Here is a 19520-nt window from a genome sequence, read left to right as displayed (position 1 = left end):
AATAAAAACGCTAGGTTTGATGCCTAGCGTTTTTATTTTTACTTATTTCAATGCAAGTTGTAACTTGCCCTGATGTTTTTCTAATAAAGCCTCTGCTTGAACACGATCTAATCCACTCAGAATCATCATAATCGCTAATTTCGCATTTTGATCTGCCTGCTTTAATGTCTCTTCTGCGAGAGCCTTATCGCAATCCGTGGCTTGCATGACGATGCGAATGGCGCGGGCTTTCAGCTTTTCATTACTTGCCTGCACATCCACCATTAAGTTTTGATAACATTTACCCATTAAGATCATGGAAGCTGTAGTCAGCATATTCAGTACTAATTTTTGTGCAGTACCTGATTTTAAGCGGCTCGAGCCAGTTAGCACTTCTGCTCCCACTACTGTATCTATGGCAATATCCACAATATTTGCCATCGCTGAATTCGGATTACTTGCAATCGAAACGGTCACTGAACCTAAACTTTTCGCATATTCCAATGCACCGATCACATAAGGTGTTCGTCCACTTGCAGCAATACCCACCAACACATCTTTTGAGGAAAATTGAATGGTTTGTAAGTCAACCACGGCTTGTGCTTTACTGTCTTCCGCCCCTTCAATTGGATGACGTAATGCCCGCTCACCACCTGCAATAATACCTTTCATCATTTCAGGTGACACGCCAAATGTTGGTGGGCATTCAGAGGCATCTAATACCCCCAATCGACCACTGGTCCCTGCGCCAATATAGACTAATCGACCACCTTGTTGAAATGCAGCAACAATACATTCGACTGCTTGGGCAATTTGAGGTAAACATTTTTCAATTGCCAAAGGTACTTGTTTATCTTCCTGATTCATTAACTGCACAATTTCCAATGCAGACAAGCTATCCACCTGCATGGAATTGGGATTCCGTTGTTCAGTAATTAAAGTTGAAAGGGTTTGTAATAAATTCTCTGCCATGGTTTATTCCTTTGGAAAAATCGCCCCTAAACTGACCGCACTTGTAGCGCCCGTAACACTCGGCAAATTAGCCGGCAAATTATGCATACGACGATAGGCCAACCAAGCAAAAGCTGCCGCTTCCACATAATCGATATCAAGTTCTAATTCAGTCGTTAGTTGAATACGCCAATTTGGTAATGCTTGTTTTAAACCATTCATGATCGCCTGATTTTTAGCACCTCCGCCACAAACAAGTAATCTGCATGGTAATGTCGTCTGAATATTATTAAGGGCTAAAACAATGCTTTGCACGGTAAATTCAGCCAAGGTGGCTTGCACATCTTGTGGTAAAAGTGCGGTCGTTTTGCCTGCTATTTTTTGAATTTTATTCTCTAGCCAAGCCAAATTAAATAATTCACGCCCTGTGCTTTTCGGTGGTGGCAGTTGAAAGAAATCTTCATCTAATAATGCCGCTAACAAATCTGAATTCACTTGACCTGACTCCGCCCATTCACCATTTTTGTCATAAGCTTTTCTTTGATGCTTTTCGATCCATTGGTCGAGCAAGGTATTACCGGTTCCTGTATCAAAGCCAATGACAGGCTGTTCGGGTATCAATAAGGATACATTACTAATGCCGCCAATATTAAGCACCACTGTTGCCCAGTTAGGATCAAAAAATACCGCTTGGTGAAAGGCGGGTACTAAAGGCGCCCCTTGTCCACCGAATGCCATATCTTTACGGCGCAAATCACCAACGACCGTAATACCTGTTTTAGCGGCTAATAAATTCATATCACCGATTTGCATGGTAAACGGAAATTGACCTTTTGGGGAATGCCACACTGTTTGTCCATGACAGCCAATGGCTTCGATCTGTTCTGGTTTTAACTGGTATTTATGTAAAAAGGTATTTACGCAATCGGCATAAAGCAAGCCTAATTGATGATCAAGCTCGCCCAGAGACTGTAACGAGGTTTCACCCGATTGAATAAGTGCGGTTACTTTTTCGCGTAAATTTGCCGGCATCGGCGTGAAATCTGCCGCAATTAATTTGGTTTGATTAGATTGGATGTCAGTAAGGGCAATGTCCACCCCATCAAGGCTGGTGCCAGACATAATACCAAGATAATAAGTCATAGAGTTCAATTCGTGAGTTTTTCAGAATTATAGCGGATTTTAAAAAAATAAAAAAAGAGAGAACATTGTGGTTCTCTCTTTTCTTCTTATAAGCTTATAAGCCATCAATGACTAAATCGTTTTTTAACTATTGATGGAATAAGGTAACGGTTCAATTTTCAGAACGGTTCCATCTTCAGGTAAACGGAAACTTATCCCTTCTTCTAAATCGTTGTTCATCACCACTTGTAACCATAAAACGCCGTCAAAATTGACCGCACTTACGATCGTACCCGTTTTACGCCAAGCTGTTTCTAACTGCATTTCAATTTCGCTGCCGATTTTCGGTGTAACCGTTGTTTCACCCGAAAGCACATACATCGCTCGTTTATTGGCGCCACGATATTTGGCTCGCGCGACAGTTTCTTGCCCGATATAACAGCCTTTAGTAAAAGAAATTGCTTGTTCGATAGCTTGTAGATTTAATGCCTGCGGGATAAATTCATTTTGCGTTTCCGCACTCAAGCTTGGTAAGCCCGATTGAATATCCGCACAAAGCCATTGTTTTTCATCGCCATTAAAGGTGACATCTAACGGTGTAGGATTGATCAAAATAGCTCGGTTTTCATCAATATCCAAGATGATTTGTGCTTGAATTCGACCGCACTTTTCACCAATCAAGCCAACAATTTGCCAATCCAATACTTGAAAAGTCACTTTTGAAAACACGGCGTATTTTTTTAAATGATCGAGTGGAGCAAATAAATTTTTCGGCATTAAAATCAAAAACTGCTCTGCAGAAAGCTTAATTAAGCGGAACAACGAGTTCATTTTGCCTTTAGGATCACAATGCGCTGTAAGCGTTGAAGCGCCTGCTGCCAAATGCACCACATCACAAGTTAATTGGCCTTGCAGATATTTCTCCGCATCTACGCCCACCACTTCCACCAAATCATAGTGGTTTAATGAAATAAATGTTGCCATGATTTTTCCTATTCAAGGTTTTGAATTTGCTCACGCATTTGTTCGATTAATACTTTTAATTCCACAGCAGAAGCGGTGATCTCTGCATTAATGGATTTTGATGCCAACGTGTTAGATTCACGATTGAGCTCTTGCATCATAAAATCTAGTTTACGACCCACTGCCCCACCTTTTTTCAAGATGTTGTTGGTTTCTTTCACGTGCATTTGCAGACGATCTAATTCTTCCGCCACATCCACACGTTGCGCCAATAAAATCATTTCTTGTTCGACACGTTGTGGATCAAGTTGAATTTTCGCTTCTTCAAAACGTTGCAATAAACGCTCACGCTGCCATTGTAAAACTGCCGGCATTTGTGACCGCACTTTTTCGGCTTCTACCGTAATGCCATCTAAACGTTGTTGAATAATGGCTTGTAATTTTTCGCCTTCACGGCCACGCATTGCAATAAACTCCACCAACAACTCATCAAAAGCTGTCAACAAATCTTGACTAATCGCATCTAAATCTTGCTCAGTCGCTTCTACCACGCCAGGATAACGCAATACATCCGCCAAATTGATTTCGCCCTCACCAGCTTGCGACTTAATCCATTGTAAAGATTGGATAACTTGATTCGCCAACTCTTTATTTAAATTGAGTTCAGCCGCTGCTTGCTTTTTGCTATCAATACGCAATAAGCATTCAATTTTACCGCGAGTGAGATTTTGACGAAGTTTCTCACGCAAAGCATTTTCCAAGCCACGAAATTGCTCTGGCAAGCGGAAAAAGTTTTCCAAATAACGTTGGTTAACCGAACGAATTTCCCAAACTGCATCGCCCCAATCCTTCTTGATTTCAAGGCGTGCAAAGGCTGTCATACTATAAATCATAAGCGCTCTCCTACTATTGTCTCTTGTCTTAATTGATTTGCCGGCTATTTTATCGGGAAAGTGCGGTCATTTCTACCGTACATTTTGTAGAAGAATTTTGTTTTCCCTACTTTACACATTGTAAAGATTAAAATACAATCATCGTAAATTTATTATTACAACCTAAGGGAGATAAAATGAACAAGACTGTGGGAAGTACCTTACTTGTTGCAGGAACCATGATTGGTGCAGGGATGTTGGCAATGCCACTCACCTCTGCGGGGATTGGCTTAACTGCAACTGTTTTCTTATTAATTGGCTTGTGGGCTGTGCTCACTTTCACTGCACTTTTATTCGTGGAACTGTATCAAACCGCTGACAGTGATGCAGGGATCGGCACACTTGCTGCACAATATTTTGGTAAAGCAGGGCGAATTATTTCCACCGCTGTTTTAATTGTCTTCTTATATGCCTTAATTGCCGCTTACGTAAGTGGTGGTGGTTCCTTATTAATGGATTTACTCCCAGCCATGGGCGATAAAGACACCATGAACAAAATCGCGGTGCTTGTATTCACCATTTTCTTCGGCAGTTTTATTGTCATCGGCACACACAGTGTGGACAAAATCAATCGCGTATTATTCTTTGTGATGATTGCTGCTTTTATCTTAGTGCTCGCATTAATGCTACCAAACATCAAATTTGATAACTTAATGGCGATGCCAATTGATAACGCTTTAATTATTTCTGCAAGCCCTGTATTTTTCACGGCATTTGGTTTCCACGGTTCCATTCCAAGTTTAAATAAATACTTAGACGGTAATGTGAAATCCTTACGCATTGCGATTTTAGTGGGTTCCGGCATCACATTATTTGCTTACTTTTTATGGCAGCTTTCGACGCACGGCTTACTCAGCCAAAATGAGTTTTTACAAATTTTACGTGAAGACGCCACGTTAAATGGCTTGGTGAAAGCAACCTTAGAAATCACCCAAAGCCCAATTATTGCGAATGCGGTAAAAATCTTCTCCACTTTAGCATTGGTCACTTCATTCTTAGGGGTGGCATTAGGTTTATTAGAATGTATCGAAGACTTACTCAAACAATCTTTTGATATTCATGCAGGGCGTATTTCATTAGGTTTAATGACCTTTATTCCCCCAGTGCTTTTCTCCCTTTTCTATCCGGAAGGTTTTATTCTCGCTCTGGGTTATGCCGGTCAAATGTTCGCGTTCTACGCAGTGGTTTTACCGGTAGCATTAGTTTGGAAAGCACGTGCGATTCATCCTAACTTGCCATACAGAGTGTGGGGCGGTAAAGCATTGTTAGTACTCGTCTTAGTCCTTGGAGTGATTATTACTTCAATTCCTTTTGCGATTAGAGCTGGTTACTTACCTTTCGTCGTGGGTTAAAATGAAACAAAAAAGACCGCACTTTTAAGGTGCGGTCTTTTTTTATTTGTTTTCATATAAATGTGTCACTAACTGACCATTCAAATATTCGCCAATATACACTTGCTCAACTGTTAGGTTCTGTTTTTCTAACTCGGCTTTAACCCATTCTTCATCACGATCAATAATGTCTAAAATATCATCATCTAATTGTCCATCAACAATTAATGGATAACGTAAGTTATCATCGCCGTATTGAATAATCGAGAGTTGCCCATTTTGTTCGAATACCGCACGTTTAACCGTTTTGATTTCATAGATACCGGCTGCACGTAACTTAAACATGAGGTCATGGGCAGCAATACCGTTTTTCATACATTCAGCGGTTTTGACCTTACCGTTTGAAATCACCCAAACAGGTTTACCATCAATCAACGATTTAACTAATTTGTTATGATTTTTGATAAAACGGAGGGTAAAAACCAATAATGTCCAAAGCACGAGCACGAGAGAGAACTGGAATACCCCAATACTATCGCTATAAATCACACCACCAATAATGCCACCTAGCACATAGTTTTGTACCTGATCCATCGCGGAGGTCGGTGCAAGGTTACCTTTTCCCATTAAGTTAATTTGGAGTACCAGTCCAATAATACCCATGGCCAATTTCAAGCCTAATAATGTGTAGCCATCCATTATTTATCCTCCTTATCAATCACAGTAACATTCGGGTTTACTAAGTTAATTGGGGATAAGGTATACGCTGAAAAATCATTATTAAAATGGACTTCGAAATACTGATCCCGAATATTTAAAATCATGCCGTTCGTTAATGTACGGCTATTGGTACGAATATCTTCTTTCTGCAAATTTTGACTGTCTTTCACCGAATTTAAAAATGTCACCACGCGAGAGGTATCAGCTGTATAGACTTCACTTCGCTCATATTGGTTATATTGCACACCGAGCAAGAAAATGATTAATAAAAGGAAAATAATACTGAGATCACGATATTTGGTTTGTAACCGATGACGCAAATATAAGCTTGTCACCACAAGCAATGCACCTAACGAGACAAAAATGGCGATATATTTAAAATAACCTTGAAAAGACATCGCATTTTCTAAAAAAGCAAAAGAGAAAAAAGACATTTGTCATTCCTAATTTTAAAGAGAAAAACAGGTTGCTAGTGTAGCACAACGAAAACTGACTAGCTATTTTTATCACAGAAATTAAATTCGTTTTTCCGAAAAATCCCTTTTATAATGACCGCACTTTTGAAACAAAAAGAGAAAAATATGAAAGCAATTCAGCCCGAAGATCAGGGATATTGGCTGCTCACCAAAGGATCAACACTTTATTGGCTGGAAAATGATCTGCCTTTTGGAGTAGCAAAGGAACTCGACCTCACAACGCAAAAAGCTATGTTGCTCGGGAAATGGAAATCACAACCTTTATGGCTTGTGGCAGAAAATGATCAAGATGAACGAGAATACCTTTCCTTACGGAGTTTGTTGTCCTTACCGACTGAAGATTTTCATGTGTTAAGCCGAGGCGTAGAAATCAATCATTTTTTGGAAACTCACCAATTCTGCGGAAAGTGCGGTCAAAAAGCGAAACAAACTCACGATGAACTTGCGGTTCAATGTACAAGTTGCGGCTATCGCACTTATCCGGTTATTTGCCCTTCGATTATCGTCGCCGTTCGCCGTGGCACTGAGATTTTATTAGCTAACCATAAACGCCATTACACGCCTGGCAAAGCTGGGATGTACACCACGCTGGCCGGTTTTGTGGAAGTGGGTGAAACTTTTGAAGATGCTGTTCGTCGCGAAGTGTTTGAAGAAACCGGTATTCGTGTGAAGAATATTCGCTATTTCGGTAGTCAACCTTGGGCGTTCCCGAATTCACAAATGGTGGGCTTTTTAGCTGATTACGACAGCGGAGAAATTCAACTGCAAGAAACAGAACTGCATGATGCACAATGGTTTTCTAGCGCGGCCCCCTTGCCAGAATTACCGCCAACAGGTACTATCGCACTCAAATTAATTAATGCTACGCTTGAGCTTTGCAAAGCGGAACAAAAATAAATAAAGGAAAGCCCATGTCTGAATTAAAAAATGATCGTTATTTAAAAGCCTTATTACGTGAACCCGTGGATATGACACCCGTATGGATGATGCGCCAAGCGGGACGCTATTTGCCTGAATATAAAGCAACACGCGCTGAAGCGGGCGATTTTATGTCTCTTTGCCGTAATGCAGATTTAGCTTGTGAAGTTACCTTACAGCCACTTCGTCGCTATGCTTTAGATGCAGCCATTTTATTTTCAGATATTCTGACTATTCCTGATGCGATGGGGCTAGGCTTAAGTTTTGGTGCAGGTGAAGGTCCGAAATTTGCCCATCCAATTGAAAACAAAAGTGCGGTCGAAAATTTACCCATTCCTGACCCTGAAGGCGAACTTCAATATGTAATGAACGCTGTGCGCACAATTCGTCGTGAACTAAAAGGCGAAGTACCACTGATTGGTTTCTCTGGTAGCCCGTGGACACTGGCGACTTATATGGTTGAAGGCGGTAGCAGCAAAACCTTCAATAAAATCAAAAAAATGATGTATGCCGAACCGCAAACTTTGCATCTTTTATTAGATAAAGTGGCGGATTCCGTGATTTTATACTTAAACGCTCAAATCAAAGCAGGTGCACAAGCCGTCATGGTATTTGATACTTGGGGCGGCGTGTTAGGTCATCGCGAATATTTAGACTTCTCTTTGCAATATATGCACAAAATCGTCGATGGTTTAATTCGTGAACACGATGGCCGTAAAGTACCGGTGACTTTATTTACTAAAGGCGGCGGGTTATGGTTAGAAGCCATGGCGAATACGGGCTGTGATGCGCTCGGATTAGACTGGACCGTTAATTTGGCTGATGCAAAAGCACGCGTAGGCCATAAAGTGGCACTACAAGGCAATATGGATCCAAGCGTGTTATATGCACCAGCAGAACGTATTGAGCAAGAAGTGCGGTCAATTTTAGCTGATTTTGGTCAAGGCAGCGGACATGTATTTAATTTAGGTCATGGTATTCATCAAGATGTGCCGGAAAGCGCACCAAAAATCTTCGTGGATGCGATTCATGAGTTCTCTAAAGCCTATCATAAATAAGCGAGAAGAAAATGCGAAATCCGATTCACAAGCGACTCGAAAATCTCGAAAGCTGGCAACATCTAACCTTTATGGCTTGCTTATGCGAGCGTATGGCACCTAACTTTACCCTATTCTGCCAAATGACGGAACAAAAGCCTGCAGACAAAACCTATCACAACATTTTAAACTTAGTGTGGGAGTTTCTAACGGTTAAAGAGGCAAAGATTAATTTCGAGAACCAATTAGAGAAACTTGAAGAAATTATTCCTGATGTGAATGATTACGACTTCTTTGGTGTGGTACCTGCTCTCGATGCTTGTGAAGCGTTAGGTGAATTATTGCATGCGATTATCGCGGGCGAGACACTTGAAAAAGCAATTCAAATCAGCCAAATTTCATTAGGCACGGTTTGTTCTTTGTTAGAAACACAAGAAGATCGAGATCTTTCTGAAACTGAACTGAAAAGCCGTGAAGAAATTGAAGAAGAATTAGACCTTCAATGGCAAATCTATCGCTTACTCAAAGACTGTGAAAAACGCGATGTAGACTTGATTTTATCCCTCCGCAACGAGATAAAGCAGGAGGGAATCTCCAATATTGGTATAAAAATTGAGCAATAACGTGAGATTTGTCACAATTTTTGCAAATCGGGCTTTTATTTCCCCCCAAGTTCGATTAGACTTGCCCAAGCCGTAGCAGTTAAAAGCTACGCTTATTTGAATAGAGTCAATTTTAATTTAACAGAAGGTACAAATTTATGAACAAAACAGATTTAATCGATGCAATTGCAAGTGCAGCTGAATTAAACAAAAAACAAGCTAAAGCTGCATTAGAAGCTACTTTAGCCGCTATCACTGGTAGCCTTAAAAAAGGTGAACCTGTTCAATTAATCGGTTTCGGTACATTCAAAGTGAACAAACGTGCAGCACGTACTGGCCGTAACCCACAAACTGGTGCAGAAATCAAAATCGCAGCATCTAAAGTTCCTGCATTCGTATCTGGTAAAGCATTAAAAGACGCAATCAAATAATTGGTCTTAAAACGGATTTTAATTAAACCCTGCTTTGTCAGGGTTTTTTGTTGCCTAAATTTTAGCTTTACAATCATCATTTTGCCGATATAATTCCGAAGCGAAACTTAAATACGGATATAAATAATGAAACGAAACATTCAACACCGAAATACCCAACAGCGCAGACATGCCATCATGCAACTGCTGCAAGAACAAGGTGAAGTCAGTGTAGAACAGCTAGTACAGTTATTTGACACCTCTGAAGTGACGATTCGAAAAGATCTCACCGCATTGGAAAGTAATGGTTTCCTTCTTCGTAGATATGGTGGTGCTATTTTAATGCCACAAGAAATTATCGAAGAAGAACAAGATGATGAACTTTCGCAACGAAAGTTAGTCTTAGCAAAGGCAGCTGCAGAACGTATTCGTGATCACAATCGCATTATTGTGGATAGTGGCAGTACAACCGCTGCATTGATTAAACAACTTAATCGCAAGCAAGGCTTGGTTGTGATGACGAATTCGCTTTCGGTGGCGACAGCATTACGTTCACTCGAAAATGAACCGACGCTCTTAATGACGGGAGGCACTTGGGACATGCGTTCTGAATCCTTCCAAGGCAATATTGCTGAGCAGGTACTTCGTTCTTATGATTTTGACCAATTATTTATTGGTGCCGATGGCATTGATTTAGAACGTGGTACAACAACATTTAATGAGTTGGTTCGCTTAAGCCAGGTGATGGCTGAGGTATCTCGCGAAGTGATTGTGATGGTGGAATCACAAAAAATTGGCAGAAAAATGCCAAATGTGGAATTAACCTGGCAGCAAATTGATGTGCTGATTACCGATAACAAATTATCTCAAGCCGATAAAGACGCCATAATGGCGCAAGGCGTAGAAGTGATTTGTGTGGATATAGCATAAAGTGCGGTCAGAAAAACAAGACTTTTAATTTTAGTAAATAAGGAAAAACTATGTGTGGTATTGTTGGTGCGGTAGCACAACGTGATGTAGCAGAAATTTTAATTAATGGTTTACACCGCTTAGAGTATCGTGGTTACGACTCTGCGGGTGTTGCTGTCGTGGATCCAAACCATGAATTACACCGCGTGCGCTGCTTGGGTAAAGTAAAAGCCCTTGATGAAGCGGTTGCAGTAAAACCATTAATCGGTGGTACAGGGATTGCACACACGCGTTGGGCAACCCATGGTGAACCATCTGAAGCCAATGCTCACCCGCATACTTCGGGTAACTTTGCTGTCGTACATAACGGCATTATCGAAAATCACGAAGAATTACGTGAATTACTTAAATCACGTGGTTATGTGTTTAATTCTCAAACTGATACCGAAGTAATTGCACACCTTGTTAACTGGGAAATGCGTACCGCCTCAAATCTTCTTGAAGCTGTCCAAAAAACCGTAAAACAACTTACTGGTGCATACGGTATGGTTGTACTAGATCGTGAGCATCCAGAACATTTAGTGGCTGCTCGTTCAGGCAGCCCATTAGTGATTGGTTTAGGAATTGGTGAAAACTTCCTGGCATCTGACCAACTTGCGTTATTAAGCGTGACTCGTCGTTTCATCTACTTAGAAGAAGGCGACATTGCAGAAATTACACGTCGTATCGTGGATATTTACGATGCAAATGGTCAAAAAGTAGAACGTGAGGTGCACGAATCTAACCTTGAAAATGATGCGGCAGAAAAAGGCAAATTCCGCCATTTCATGCAAAAAGAAATCTATGAGCAACCAAATGCATTAATCAACACCATGGAAGGTCGTATCCTTCACAATAACGTGATTGTGGATGCTATTGGTAATGGCGCAGCTGAAATTTTAGAAAAAGTTGAACACATTCAAATTGTGGCTTGTGGTACCTCTTATAATGCAGGGATGACTGCTCGTTACTGGTTTGAAGCACTTGCTGGCGTAAGCTGTGATGTTGAAATCGCATCTGAATTCCGCTATCGCAAATTCGTGACTCGTCCGAATAGCTTGTTAGTGACTATCTCTCAATCTGGTGAAACAGCGGATACTCTTGCCGCACTTCGTCTTGCAAAAGAAAAAGGTTACATGGCAGCCTTAACGATCTGTAACGTATCAAGTTCATCTTTAGTACGTGAATCTGATCTTGCCTTCATGACACGTGCAGGCGTTGAAGTCGGTGTGGCATCAACCAAAGCCTTTACCACTCAGTTGGCCGCATTATTAATGTTAGTCACTGCCATTGGTAAAGTAAAAGGCAATATCTCAAACGAACAAGAAGTGGAAATTGTAAAAGCGTTACAATCACTTCCGGCTGAAGTTGAAAAAGCCCTTGCATTTGATAAAGATATCGAAGCATTAGCAGAAGACTTCGCAGAGAAAAACCATGCACTTTTCTTAGGTCGTGGTGAGTTCTACCCTATCGCAATGGAAGCTTCATTGAAATTAAAAGAAATTTCTTATATCCATGCTGAAGCTTATGCGGCAGGTGAATTAAAACACGGTCCATTAGCCTTAATCGATGCAGACATGCCGGTTATCGTGGTCGCACCAAATAATGAATTACTTGAAAAAGTGAAATCAAACATTGAAGAGGTACGTGCGCGTGGTGGTCAGCTTTATGTGTTCGCTGATAAAGAAGCAGGCTTCACACCAAGCGAAGGCATGAAAATTATCACCATGCCAAAAGTGAATGAAATTATTGCACCAATTTTCTACACCGTTCCTATGCAATTATTGTCATACCATGTAGCATTAATTAAAGGAACCGACGTGGATCAACCTCGTAACTTAGCAAAATCGGTAACCGTAGAATAAAGTGCGGTTGAAAATCAGCACGTTTTAATACAAAAAAGCACAGGTTTAATCCTGTGCTTTTTGTTTAAATAAACCGATAACCGTTTTCTGTCACTTCCAAAATTGAGGCATAATCCTTTCGCCAATCGCCTAACACAATTCGCGTGTATGTTTCTTCCTGATGAATGCCTTCTCGATGCGTATGACCGTGAATTAACCGTTCCACGCCAAATGCTTTTACCGTTTGTGCCGTAAACGCTAAATTCACATCCATAATATCCAGCGATTTATATTGCTTATCTTGTTTACTCTTCGCGCGAATTTTCTCTGCAATTTTTAACCGCACTTTTAGTGGCAAACATAAAAACAGCCTTTGTCTCCATTTTTGATGCACTTTTCGGCGAAATTGTTGATATTTCACATCATCAACACATAACGTATCACCATGACAAATTAAGGTTTTCGCCCCATAAAGATCAACACAATGATAGTCAGGCAATAACGTTAAACCACAATCTTTTGCAAATTTTTTCCCGACGAGAAAATCACGATTGCCATGAATGAAATAACAAGCAATGCCCTTTTCTGTCAGGTTTTTAATCAACTGTTTGACTTGTGAGATTAAAGGTGAAGTTTCATCATCACCAATCCAAAAATCAAAAAGATCTCCCAAAATATAAACCGCTTGGGCTTCTTGTGCTTTGTTTTGCATAAAATCGTTAAAAAGTGCGGTTAATTCTGGATGCGTTTCGCTCAAATGAAGATCTGCAATAAAATAAATGGGTTTCATAACTATTCCGTCATTTTTTTCATTAGATTAGCACACATTTTTGTGTAATTTGCTATACTTTCCAAAAATTTTAATTAGGTATTTTCTATGTTAAAAATCGCCAGAATTCTCATCGTTGCACTTTGCTGTATTTTAATTTGTGTGCTCGGTACGATCTATTCCTTTATTCGTTTCAAAAATCCAAGTAATGTGGGCGTTATGGCTCGCTGGTTTGGTCGTCTATACCCTTTATTTGGCTTAAATGTAGAACATCGTTTTCCACAAAATAAAGAGAATATGCCACGTTGTATTTACATTGGTAACCACCAAAATAATTTCGATATGGTAACCATCTCTTACATGGTATTACCTCGCACGGTGAGTGTAGGTAAAAAAAGCTTAATTTGGATTCCTTTTTTCGGCATTTTATATTGGGTGACGGGCAATATTTTCTTAGATCGTGAAAATCGCTCTAAAGCACACAGCACCATGACTGAGCTTGCTCGTCGTATCAATAAAGATAACCTGTCAATTTGGATGTTCCCTGAAGGCACTCGTAGCCGTGGTCGTGGTTTATTGCCATTCAAAACAGGCGCATTCCATGCCGCGATTGCAGCTGGCGTACCAATCGTGCCTGTGGTGTGCTCGACAACCCATAACAAAATTGATTTAAATCGTTGGGATAATGGTAAAGTGATTTGTGAAATGATGGAGCCGATTGATACTTCATCCTACACAAAAGACAATGTACGCGAACTAGCCTCTTACTGTCACGATTTGATGGAAAAACGCATCGCTGAACTCGATGCTGAAATTGCACAAGGAAAATAATATGTTGCGTCTTTCTCGTCGCCAATTATTAAAAACTACCGCAATTTCAACCGCACTTGCTGCCACACCTCAATCGGCATTAGCGGCATCCCGTGAAAAATTAACCATTCCACCGTTGATGGAAACGAAACGTGGTCGCCCCATTATTCTTAATATGGAAGAAACCGGCTATAAGCTAGATGGTTCCCATAGCGTCAGTGTGTGGGGCTTTAACGGCAATTATCTTGGGCCGACTATTCGCATCAAATCAGGGTCTTTTGCAAAACTCAATTATCACAACAATTTGCCACAAAGCATTGCCCTCTCTATTCAAGGATTGCAAGCCAGTGGTGAACTATTTGGTGGTGCTGCAAAAGTCCTCAAAAAAGGGGAATCTTGGGCACCGATTATCCCAATAGACCAACCTGCTGCGACTTGTTGGTATCGCTCAGCCACCCTGGCAAACTCGGCTTATCAAACTTATCGCGGCATCGTCGGGATGTGGTTGATTGAAGATGATCAAAGCTTAAAATCTCAGTTACCTCATAAATACGGCGTGGACGATATTCCATTAATCTTACAAGACATGGAATTTAACAGCGACGGATTACAATTATTTAAGCAAAATCAACCGCACTTTGTCGGTAATCGTCTTCTTGTGAATGGACAAGAAGCGCCTTATCTTGACGTCCCTCGCGGCTGGGTGCGTTTACGCTTACTCAATGCTTCATTGGCAAGAGCCTATGATCTGCGTTTAGATAACGAACAAGACATGTTGCTCATTGCACGAGATTTAGGTTTTTTACCTCAAGGTAAAGCGATAAATTCTCTCATTCTTGCACCGGGGGAACGTGCTGAAGTATTAGTTAATTTAAGTGAAGGAGAAGGCGTATCGCTCATCTCTGGGGCTAAACGTGGTTTCTTCGACAAAATCAAAAATGTGTTCAGCTCAGGTAATGATTTTGCAGATAACACCGTTTTAGAACTTCGCCCACAAGGCGAAATCTCTGCATTCAGCAAAAAAATGAATGAGTCATTCAATACTGATGCTACAGCTATGCTCGAAAGTAAAATCGCCCAAGAACGCACCTTTGAATTAGATGTAACGAATGGCTTAATCAATAAACAACGCTTTGACCCGCGCCGTGTTGATGTTTCAGCTAAAGTCGGTACCGTCGAACGTTGGATCATCAACAGCTCTCTACCAGTAGGTTTCACTATTCAAGGTGCTAAATTTGTGATTGAAAGCCAAGATGACGTCAACGTTGATGTGTCGGAGCTAGCCTGGAAAGACACGGTTTGGGTGAAAAAGAAAGTACAAATTTTAGTAAAATTTGAACAGCCTTCGTCAAATACACATCCCTTCTTATTTGGCTCATCCAATTTAATGCTGGCAGATATGGGCTGCCTTGGTATAATGCTTGTTCAATAAAATAATGATATAAAAAGGAATCTAACATGAAAAAAATCTCAACATTCGCTTTAATTTTGACCCTATTTTCAACATCCCCATTTGCTGCATCACCAGAATCAAAAGAAACAGCTAAAGATACGGCAAATGAGCCCACTATTTACCTCTCTGTGTTTGATAGAACTCAAGAGCCATCACCTGATTTAAATAAAAAAGAAACTTCTCGTTCCAATAAAACCGAGAAAGTATGTTGGCTCGCAACCGGTGATTTTGGGAAAAAAGCAACAGTAAGTGAAACCTTTAAAGCTCAAGCCCAAAGTGAATTCGCCAGTTCGATTGAAAATGCGAAAGTGGTGTCTTCACCAAATAAAAAACTCCATACTATCACTTATACCAGACCAACATTAGAAAATGGCAAATACATGATGAACTGCTGGACATTCGACCGCAGAGATCCAATCGGCAAATATGTGCTGACTGTCAAAATCGGTAAACACGAATTTGAAAAACAAGTTTTCTACGTGACTGAGTAATTAAAAATACACAAAGAAACGACCGCACTTATATGTGTGCTGTTTTAAGACTAAAACAAAAGACCGTCTGAAATTCAATTTTCAGACGGTCTTTCTTTACTTTAGTCATCTCCAGTAAGATAATTAATGAAAACTATTATCAAAATATAGGCGTTAGACTTGTTTCATCATAAGGAGATAGCTATGGCACTGAATAGACGTGATTTTTTAAGAATGGGCGCAGCACTTACGGCAGCGGGCATGTCGCCTTCTCTCTTTGCTGCAACAAAAGAACAATTTACCATTTATGGTGCACCAGCGATGCCAAGTGTGACCATTGCGGTGGCGGCAGCACAAGGTAAATTAGCCAAACAAGCGAATGTCGCATTAGAGATTTGGCGTTCACCTGATCAACTGCGTGCGGGTGTGGCAAGTGGGCAATTTAAAGTGATGATGAGCCCAAGTAATGTGGGCGTGAATTTACGTAATCAAGGGCAACAAATTGGCATGGTAAATATTCTTACCAATGGCATTACGCAGTTGATGTGTAAAAGTACGCCTATCACTTCACCGCAAGAATTGGTCGGTAAAAAAATCCTTGTGCCATTTAAAAACGATATGCCTGACATCGTATTGCAAGCTTTACTGAAAAAACTGAATATTGATATTAATAAAGTGGATATCACTTATGCCGCCACACCAACGGAAGCGATTGGTTTGTTCTTACTGAAAGATTTCCATGCTGCCATTCTGCCAGAACCAATGGCGAGTGCCGTTGTGCAGAAAGCTAAAATTGTCGGTACGGAGATTGTGCGTGGGTTTGATTTAGTGAAAGAATGGAGACAAGCATTTAATACAAAACCGCTTATTCCAATGGCAGGCATTATTGCCAATGAAGAATACTTCCACGCACATAAGGCAGAGTTTGATCTATTCCATCAAGATTTAAGCGATGCGTTAAACTGGATTATGGCTAACCGAAAAAGTGCGGCTGAAATTGGCGCTAATTATCTGCCAGCACCAGAAGCCGCTATTGAAATGGGCTTAGACGGTGCGCGCTTAACGGTGACCAAAGCCAGTGAACTGAAGAATGAAATCATGCAATTCTATGAAACCTTGATGGCGTTCAATCCAAAACTCTTAGGTGGTAAATTACCGGATGACAAATTCTTCTTGGCTTAATTTAAAACTGAATTACAACACATGATTAAAACTGACAAAATCCGTAAACCACAACCTGTTCTGTTGTACATCATCGACTATCTCTGGAGCGGCTTTACCGGCTTGAGTGTGGCGATGATAGTGGTTGCCTTGTGGGCTTGGGGCAGCGCAGTATTTGGTGAATTTATGCTGCCTGCGCCCGCGGATGTTTTTCAAAAAGCCCTTGATCTGCTCGAGCATTTCCAACAAAACGAAATCGGCATTTCGTTATGGCGTTCCGTGGTGGGCATTACCATTGCATTAGTCGCAGGCTTAGCCACAGGGCTGATTGCGGGCAGCTTTAAAACTGCTATGGCATTGCTCAAACCCGTGATTACGATTTTATTAGCCATGCCGCCAATTATTTGGGTCGTGATGGCATTATTTTGGTTTGGCTTTGGCAATCCTAGCGTGCTATTTACCATTATCGTATTAGTCGCCCCGCTGACCTTTGCCAGTGCCGCCATGGGTATGGCAAGTGTCAACAAACAACATGAAGAATTGTTTGATGCGTACAAACTCGGATTGTGGAAAAAAATCCGCTATTTGTATGTTCCCCATCTCATAGGCTATGTGATTTCCAGCATTGGCGTCGCGGTTGCCATGGGCGTAAAAGTCGTCATTATGGCTGAGCTTTTGGGGGCTAATGAGGGTGTCGGAGCAAAGATTGCCGATGCCAGAGCCATGTTAGATACGTCAACAGTGATGGCTTATGTGCTGTTGGTGATTGTGTTTGTTTCACTCTTTGAATATTTGATTACCAAGCCATTGGAAATCCTGTTTATGCCGTGGAGAAGATAATGCTGAGTTTAAAGAAGGTGCGTTTTGAAATTCTCCGCGATCCCATCGTGCGCGATTTCAGTATGGATTTACAATCGGGTGAAGTGAAAACTTTATTCGGTCCAAGCGGTTGTGGCAAAACCACTGTGCTACGTTTAATTTCAGGTTTGGAAACGCCAAAATCGGGGGAAATCAAGAATACATTTCGTAAAACGGGCTTTCTGTTTCAAGAAAATCGTCTATTGGAAAATCTCACGGCTATGCAGAATATTGCCATTTTTATGGATGAACCAAATGAACATGAAATCATTGCGCTGGCAGAAAAGATTGGGCTTTCTTCGGGTGATTTAAATAAATACCCGACCGAATTATCGGGTGGAATGGCAAAACGCGTGGCATTTTTGCGTCTATTACTATGCGGCTGTGATTTAGCCTTATTGGACGAACCTTTTGTCGGTTTGGATCGCGATTTACGTAATATTTTAGCCACTATGTTAGTGGAAAAAATTGAGCAACAAGGCATGGCCTGTATTTTAGTGACGCATGATCGTTTTGAAGCGGCTCGATTAAGCCGAGAAATCATGCAGCTTTCTCCAAAAGGGATGGATATACAAAATGTGATTACTTTGCCAACGCCATTATCTGAACGCAATTCAGCCTTTGAAGAAACCGTAGTCGCACGCGAATTTCAAGGAATCCATTATTATGAATAATTTCTTTACCCATCCGATGCGACCCTTTTTTGTTGGTGCAGCCATTCTTGCGATTGTGGGGGCTTTGAGCTTTTTCATCAGCCCCGATGATCTCATCCTACACCGCAAAATTTTCTTAGAATTTATGTTGCCCGCGGCGTACGGCGGTTTCCTGACAGCTTCCATGCTTGAGTGGACAAATTACAAAGGTAATTTAAAACCTATTGCGACGATTTTAGCCGTGCTCTTGCTTTCTGGATTGGTGTTATTGCCATTTTCCCCGCAAACCGCCTCATTTTTAGTGGCAGCTTATTGGCTCATGTTGTTACTCTTTTGTGCTTGGCTGTTTTGGTTGGATCGCAATACCGACAATTTTACTTTACTGATGTTACTTGCCGCATTTACGGTTTGTCAGACTGCTTACGCCATGACTGATAGCCTGAAATTATTGCGGGCACAGGTGCATTTAAATATGGCGGCTGTAATGTTTGTATCGATTCGGGTAAGCATTCTATTAGGCGCAGAGGCACTGAAAGAAAGCACCTTAAAAGATCCTGTATTTATCCCAAATGTCGTGTATAAAAATATCGCGATTACATTCTTGTTGCTTCATGCTGCTGCAGAATTATGGTTACCTGCGCAAACTATCGCTTTTACTGCCTTTGCGGTTGGATTTATTTTGCTTGCTAAATTACGCGAATTACATCACCACGAACTGCTACGTAAACATTACGTGCGTACTTATTATTTCCTTCAACTATTCGCCGCAATTGGCTATTTGTGGATGGGCATCAATAAATTAATTGATGAACCGACTGCCGATCCATTACATATGGTGACACTCGGCGGCATTCTCGGCAGTATGATGATGATTTGGCTCACCGCGGGATTATGGCATAGTGGCTTTACAAAACTAGATTATCCCAAACTCTGTCGCCTTGCCGTGCTTTGTCTTTTCACAGCCGCGCTTTCCCGAGCTTGTTTAATGTATGTGGACGAGCTGTTTTTTATCACGATTCCGGCTATTTTAATTGCCATTGTTTTTGTACTGTATCTCGCAACCTTTGTGCCGATATTCCGAAACAATGCCTTTACAGATGATCCAGAATAATA

At 41.0% G+C, this 19520-nt stretch carries 21 protein-coding genes; 14 read left to right on the top strand and 7 right to left on the bottom strand.

Annotated features, from left to right (window positions below):
- Nucleotides 1-42 precede the first annotated feature (42 nt).
- The 4 genes from murQ to HMPREF3020_RS06220 all read right to left on the bottom strand — a co-directional run bounded on the left by murQ (nucleotide 43) and on the right by HMPREF3020_RS06220 (nucleotide 3908).
- Complete coding sequence (gene murQ / locus HMPREF3020_RS06235) at nucleotides 43-951, bottom strand: N-acetylmuramic acid 6-phosphate etherase (RefSeq protein WP_070775964.1); 909 nt, start codon at nucleotides 949-951, stop codon at nucleotides 43-45.
- A gap of 3 nt (nucleotides 952-954) precedes the next feature.
- Entirely contained in the window at nucleotides 955-2073 is a 1119-nt protein-coding gene (locus HMPREF3020_RS06230; protein ID WP_070775963.1) for an anhydro-N-acetylmuramic acid kinase, read from the bottom strand.
- Between the two features lie 123 nt (nucleotides 2074-2196).
- On the bottom strand, nucleotides 2197-3036 hold the full coding sequence (locus HMPREF3020_RS06225) for a CAF17-like 4Fe-4S cluster assembly/insertion protein YgfZ (RefSeq protein ID WP_070775961.1): 840 nt from the start codon (nucleotides 3034-3036) through the stop codon (nucleotides 2197-2199).
- A gap of 8 nt (nucleotides 3037-3044) precedes the next feature.
- Nucleotides 3045-3908, bottom strand: coding sequence for a YicC/YloC family endoribonuclease (locus HMPREF3020_RS06220; protein WP_070775959.1), 864 nt, complete (start codon nucleotides 3906-3908; stop codon nucleotides 3045-3047).
- A 176-nt stretch (nucleotides 3909-4084) separates the two neighbouring features.
- Here HMPREF3020_RS06220 and HMPREF3020_RS06215 point away from each other — a divergent pair, with 176 nt between their 5' ends.
- Nucleotides 4085-5299, top strand: coding sequence for an aromatic amino acid transporter (locus tag HMPREF3020_RS06215; protein WP_070775957.1), 1215 nt, complete (start codon nucleotides 4085-4087; stop codon nucleotides 5297-5299).
- Between the two features lie 42 nt (nucleotides 5300-5341).
- Here the strand turns inward: HMPREF3020_RS06215 and HMPREF3020_RS06210 are convergent, their stop codons facing one another.
- Nucleotides 5342-5977, bottom strand: a complete 636-nt coding sequence (locus HMPREF3020_RS06210) for a DUF421 domain-containing protein (RefSeq protein ID WP_070591886.1) — start codon at nucleotides 5975-5977, stop codon at nucleotides 5342-5344.
- The gene (locus HMPREF3020_RS06205) at nucleotides 5977-6432 is read right to left on the bottom strand and encodes a DUF3290 family protein (RefSeq protein ID WP_070591889.1); all 456 of its coding nucleotides are present in this window, start codon (nucleotides 6430-6432) and stop codon (nucleotides 5977-5979) included. The genes HMPREF3020_RS06210 and HMPREF3020_RS06205 overlap by 1 nt, the downstream gene beginning before the upstream one ends.
- Nucleotides 6433-6579: 147 nt before the next feature.
- On the opposite strand from HMPREF3020_RS06205, the gene nudC reads away from it, so the two are divergent.
- From nudC to glmS, 6 genes are all read left to right on the top strand, one after another.
- Entirely contained in the window at nucleotides 6580-7371 is a 792-nt protein-coding gene (nudC, locus tag HMPREF3020_RS06200) for an NAD(+) diphosphatase (RefSeq protein ID WP_070775956.1), read from the top strand.
- Between the two features lie 14 nt (nucleotides 7372-7385).
- Nucleotides 7386-8450 carry a uroporphyrinogen decarboxylase gene (gene hemE, locus HMPREF3020_RS06195; protein ID WP_054419031.1) on the top strand — a complete coding sequence of 355 codons (1065 nt, stop codon included), beginning with the start codon at nucleotides 7386-7388 and terminating at the stop codon, nucleotides 8448-8450.
- Between the two features lie 11 nt (nucleotides 8451-8461).
- Nucleotides 8462-9052: a YjaG family protein gene (locus tag HMPREF3020_RS06190; protein ID WP_070775954.1), complete on the top strand. Its 591-nt coding sequence runs from the start codon at nucleotides 8462-8464 to the stop codon at nucleotides 9050-9052.
- A 137-nt stretch (nucleotides 9053-9189) separates the two neighbouring features.
- On the top strand, nucleotides 9190-9462 hold the full coding sequence (locus tag HMPREF3020_RS06185) for an HU family DNA-binding protein (RefSeq protein ID WP_005696943.1): 273 nt from the start codon (nucleotides 9190-9192) through the stop codon (nucleotides 9460-9462).
- Between the two features lie 126 nt (nucleotides 9463-9588).
- Nucleotides 9589-10371: a DeoR/GlpR family DNA-binding transcription regulator gene (locus HMPREF3020_RS06180; protein ID WP_070775952.1), complete on the top strand. Its 783-nt coding sequence runs from the start codon at nucleotides 9589-9591 to the stop codon at nucleotides 10369-10371.
- 50 nt (nucleotides 10372-10421) lie between these two features.
- Nucleotides 10422-12254 (top strand): glutamine--fructose-6-phosphate transaminase (isomerizing), encoded by a 1833-nt coding sequence (glmS, locus tag HMPREF3020_RS06175; RefSeq protein WP_070775950.1) that lies wholly within the window; start codon nucleotides 10422-10424, stop codon nucleotides 12252-12254.
- Nucleotides 12255-12318: 64 nt separating this feature from the next.
- On the opposite strand, the gene lpxH is transcribed toward glmS, so the two are convergent.
- Complete coding sequence (lpxH, locus tag HMPREF3020_RS06170; protein WP_070775948.1) at nucleotides 12319-13023, bottom strand: UDP-2,3-diacylglucosamine diphosphatase; 705 nt, start codon at nucleotides 13021-13023, stop codon at nucleotides 12319-12321.
- 87 nt (nucleotides 13024-13110) lie between these two features.
- Between lpxH and HMPREF3020_RS06165 the strand changes: the two genes are divergently transcribed.
- The 7 genes from HMPREF3020_RS06165 to HMPREF3020_RS06135 all read left to right on the top strand — a co-directional run bounded on the left by HMPREF3020_RS06165 (nucleotide 13111) and on the right by HMPREF3020_RS06135 (nucleotide 19518).
- Entirely contained in the window at nucleotides 13111-13833 is a 723-nt protein-coding gene (locus HMPREF3020_RS06165) for a 1-acylglycerol-3-phosphate O-acyltransferase (protein WP_070775946.1), read from the top strand.
- A gap of 1 nt (nucleotide 13834) precedes the next feature.
- On the top strand, nucleotides 13835-15244 hold the full coding sequence (locus HMPREF3020_RS06160) for a multicopper oxidase domain-containing protein (protein ID WP_070775943.1): 1410 nt from the start codon (nucleotides 13835-13837) through the stop codon (nucleotides 15242-15244).
- A 26-nt stretch (nucleotides 15245-15270) separates the two neighbouring features.
- Entirely contained in the window at nucleotides 15271-15756 is a 486-nt protein-coding gene (locus tag HMPREF3020_RS06155) for a hypothetical protein (protein WP_070775941.1), read from the top strand.
- A 183-nt stretch (nucleotides 15757-15939) separates the two neighbouring features.
- The gene (locus HMPREF3020_RS06150) at nucleotides 15940-16917 is read left to right on the top strand and encodes an ABC transporter substrate-binding protein (RefSeq protein ID WP_070775939.1); all 978 of its coding nucleotides are present in this window, start codon (nucleotides 15940-15942) and stop codon (nucleotides 16915-16917) included.
- Nucleotides 16918-16938: 21 nt separating this feature from the next.
- The gene (locus HMPREF3020_RS06145; protein ID WP_070775937.1) at nucleotides 16939-17736 is read left to right on the top strand and encodes an ABC transporter permease; all 798 of its coding nucleotides are present in this window, start codon (nucleotides 16939-16941) and stop codon (nucleotides 17734-17736) included.
- On the top strand, nucleotides 17736-18428 hold the full coding sequence (locus HMPREF3020_RS06140; protein WP_180363115.1) for an ATP-binding cassette domain-containing protein: 693 nt from the start codon (nucleotides 17736-17738) through the stop codon (nucleotides 18426-18428). Before HMPREF3020_RS06145 ends, HMPREF3020_RS06140 begins: the two co-directional genes overlap by 1 nt.
- Complete coding sequence (locus tag HMPREF3020_RS06135) at nucleotides 18421-19518, top strand: NnrS family protein (protein ID WP_070775935.1); 1098 nt, start codon at nucleotides 18421-18423, stop codon at nucleotides 19516-19518. The genes HMPREF3020_RS06140 and HMPREF3020_RS06135 overlap by 8 nt, the downstream gene beginning before the upstream one ends.
- Nucleotides 19519-19520: the final 2 nt, after the last annotated feature.

It is taken from the genome of Haemophilus sp. HMSC068C11 (assembly GCF_001815355.1).
Taxonomy (GTDB): Bacteria; Pseudomonadota; Gammaproteobacteria; order Enterobacterales; family Pasteurellaceae; genus Haemophilus_D.
The sequence above is the reverse complement of the archived record's forward strand: the minus strand, read 5'-3'. Positions and strand labels throughout refer to the sequence as shown.

Coding starts and splice junctions, on each gene's coding strand:
- HMPREF3020_RS06160 (WP_070775943.1), top strand. CDS start 13,835: ATGTTGCGTCTTTCTCGTCGCCAATTATTAAAAACTACCGCAATTTCA.
- HMPREF3020_RS06190 (WP_070775954.1), top strand. CDS start 8,462: ATGCGAAATCCGATTCACAAGCGACTCGAAAATCTCGAAAGCTGGCAA.
- nudC (WP_070775956.1), top strand. CDS start 6,580: ATGAAAGCAATTCAGCCCGAAGATCAGGGATATTGGCTGCTCACCAAA.
- HMPREF3020_RS06135 (WP_070775935.1), top strand. CDS start 18,421: ATGAATAATTTCTTTACCCATCCGATGCGACCCTTTTTTGTTGGTGCA.
- HMPREF3020_RS06210 (WP_070591886.1), bottom strand. CDS start 5,977: ATGGATGGCTACACATTATTAGGCTTGAAATTGGCCATGGGTATTATT.
- HMPREF3020_RS06180 (WP_070775952.1), top strand. CDS start 9,589: ATGAAACGAAACATTCAACACCGAAATACCCAACAGCGCAGACATGCC.
- HMPREF3020_RS06230 (WP_070775963.1), bottom strand. CDS start 2,073: ATGACTTATTATCTTGGTATTATGTCTGGCACCAGCCTTGATGGGGTG.
- glmS (WP_070775950.1), top strand. CDS start 10,422: ATGTGTGGTATTGTTGGTGCGGTAGCACAACGTGATGTAGCAGAAATT.
- HMPREF3020_RS06215 (WP_070775957.1), top strand. CDS start 4,085: ATGAACAAGACTGTGGGAAGTACCTTACTTGTTGCAGGAACCATGATT.
- murQ (WP_070775964.1), bottom strand. CDS start 951: ATGGCAGAGAATTTATTACAAACCCTTTCAACTTTAATTACTGAACAA.
- HMPREF3020_RS06225 (WP_070775961.1), bottom strand. CDS start 3,036: ATGGCAACATTTATTTCATTAAACCACTATGATTTGGTGGAAGTGGTG.
- HMPREF3020_RS06150 (WP_070775939.1), top strand. CDS start 15,940: ATGGCACTGAATAGACGTGATTTTTTAAGAATGGGCGCAGCACTTACG.
- HMPREF3020_RS06220 (WP_070775959.1), bottom strand. CDS start 3,908: ATGATTTATAGTATGACAGCCTTTGCACGCCTTGAAATCAAGAAGGAT.
- HMPREF3020_RS06140 (WP_180363115.1), top strand. CDS start 17,736: ATGCTGAGTTTAAAGAAGGTGCGTTTTGAAATTCTCCGCGATCCCATC.
- HMPREF3020_RS06145 (WP_070775937.1), top strand. CDS start 16,939: ATGATTAAAACTGACAAAATCCGTAAACCACAACCTGTTCTGTTGTAC.
- hemE (WP_054419031.1), top strand. CDS start 7,386: ATGTCTGAATTAAAAAATGATCGTTATTTAAAAGCCTTATTACGTGAA.
- HMPREF3020_RS06205 (WP_070591889.1), bottom strand. CDS start 6,432: ATGTCTTTTTTCTCTTTTGCTTTTTTAGAAAATGCGATGTCTTTTCAA.
- HMPREF3020_RS06155 (WP_070775941.1), top strand. CDS start 15,271: ATGAAAAAAATCTCAACATTCGCTTTAATTTTGACCCTATTTTCAACA.
- HMPREF3020_RS06185 (WP_005696943.1), top strand. CDS start 9,190: ATGAACAAAACAGATTTAATCGATGCAATTGCAAGTGCAGCTGAATTA.
- HMPREF3020_RS06165 (WP_070775946.1), top strand. CDS start 13,111: ATGTTAAAAATCGCCAGAATTCTCATCGTTGCACTTTGCTGTATTTTA.
- lpxH (WP_070775948.1), bottom strand. CDS start 13,023: ATGAAACCCATTTATTTTATTGCAGATCTTCATTTGAGCGAAACGCAT.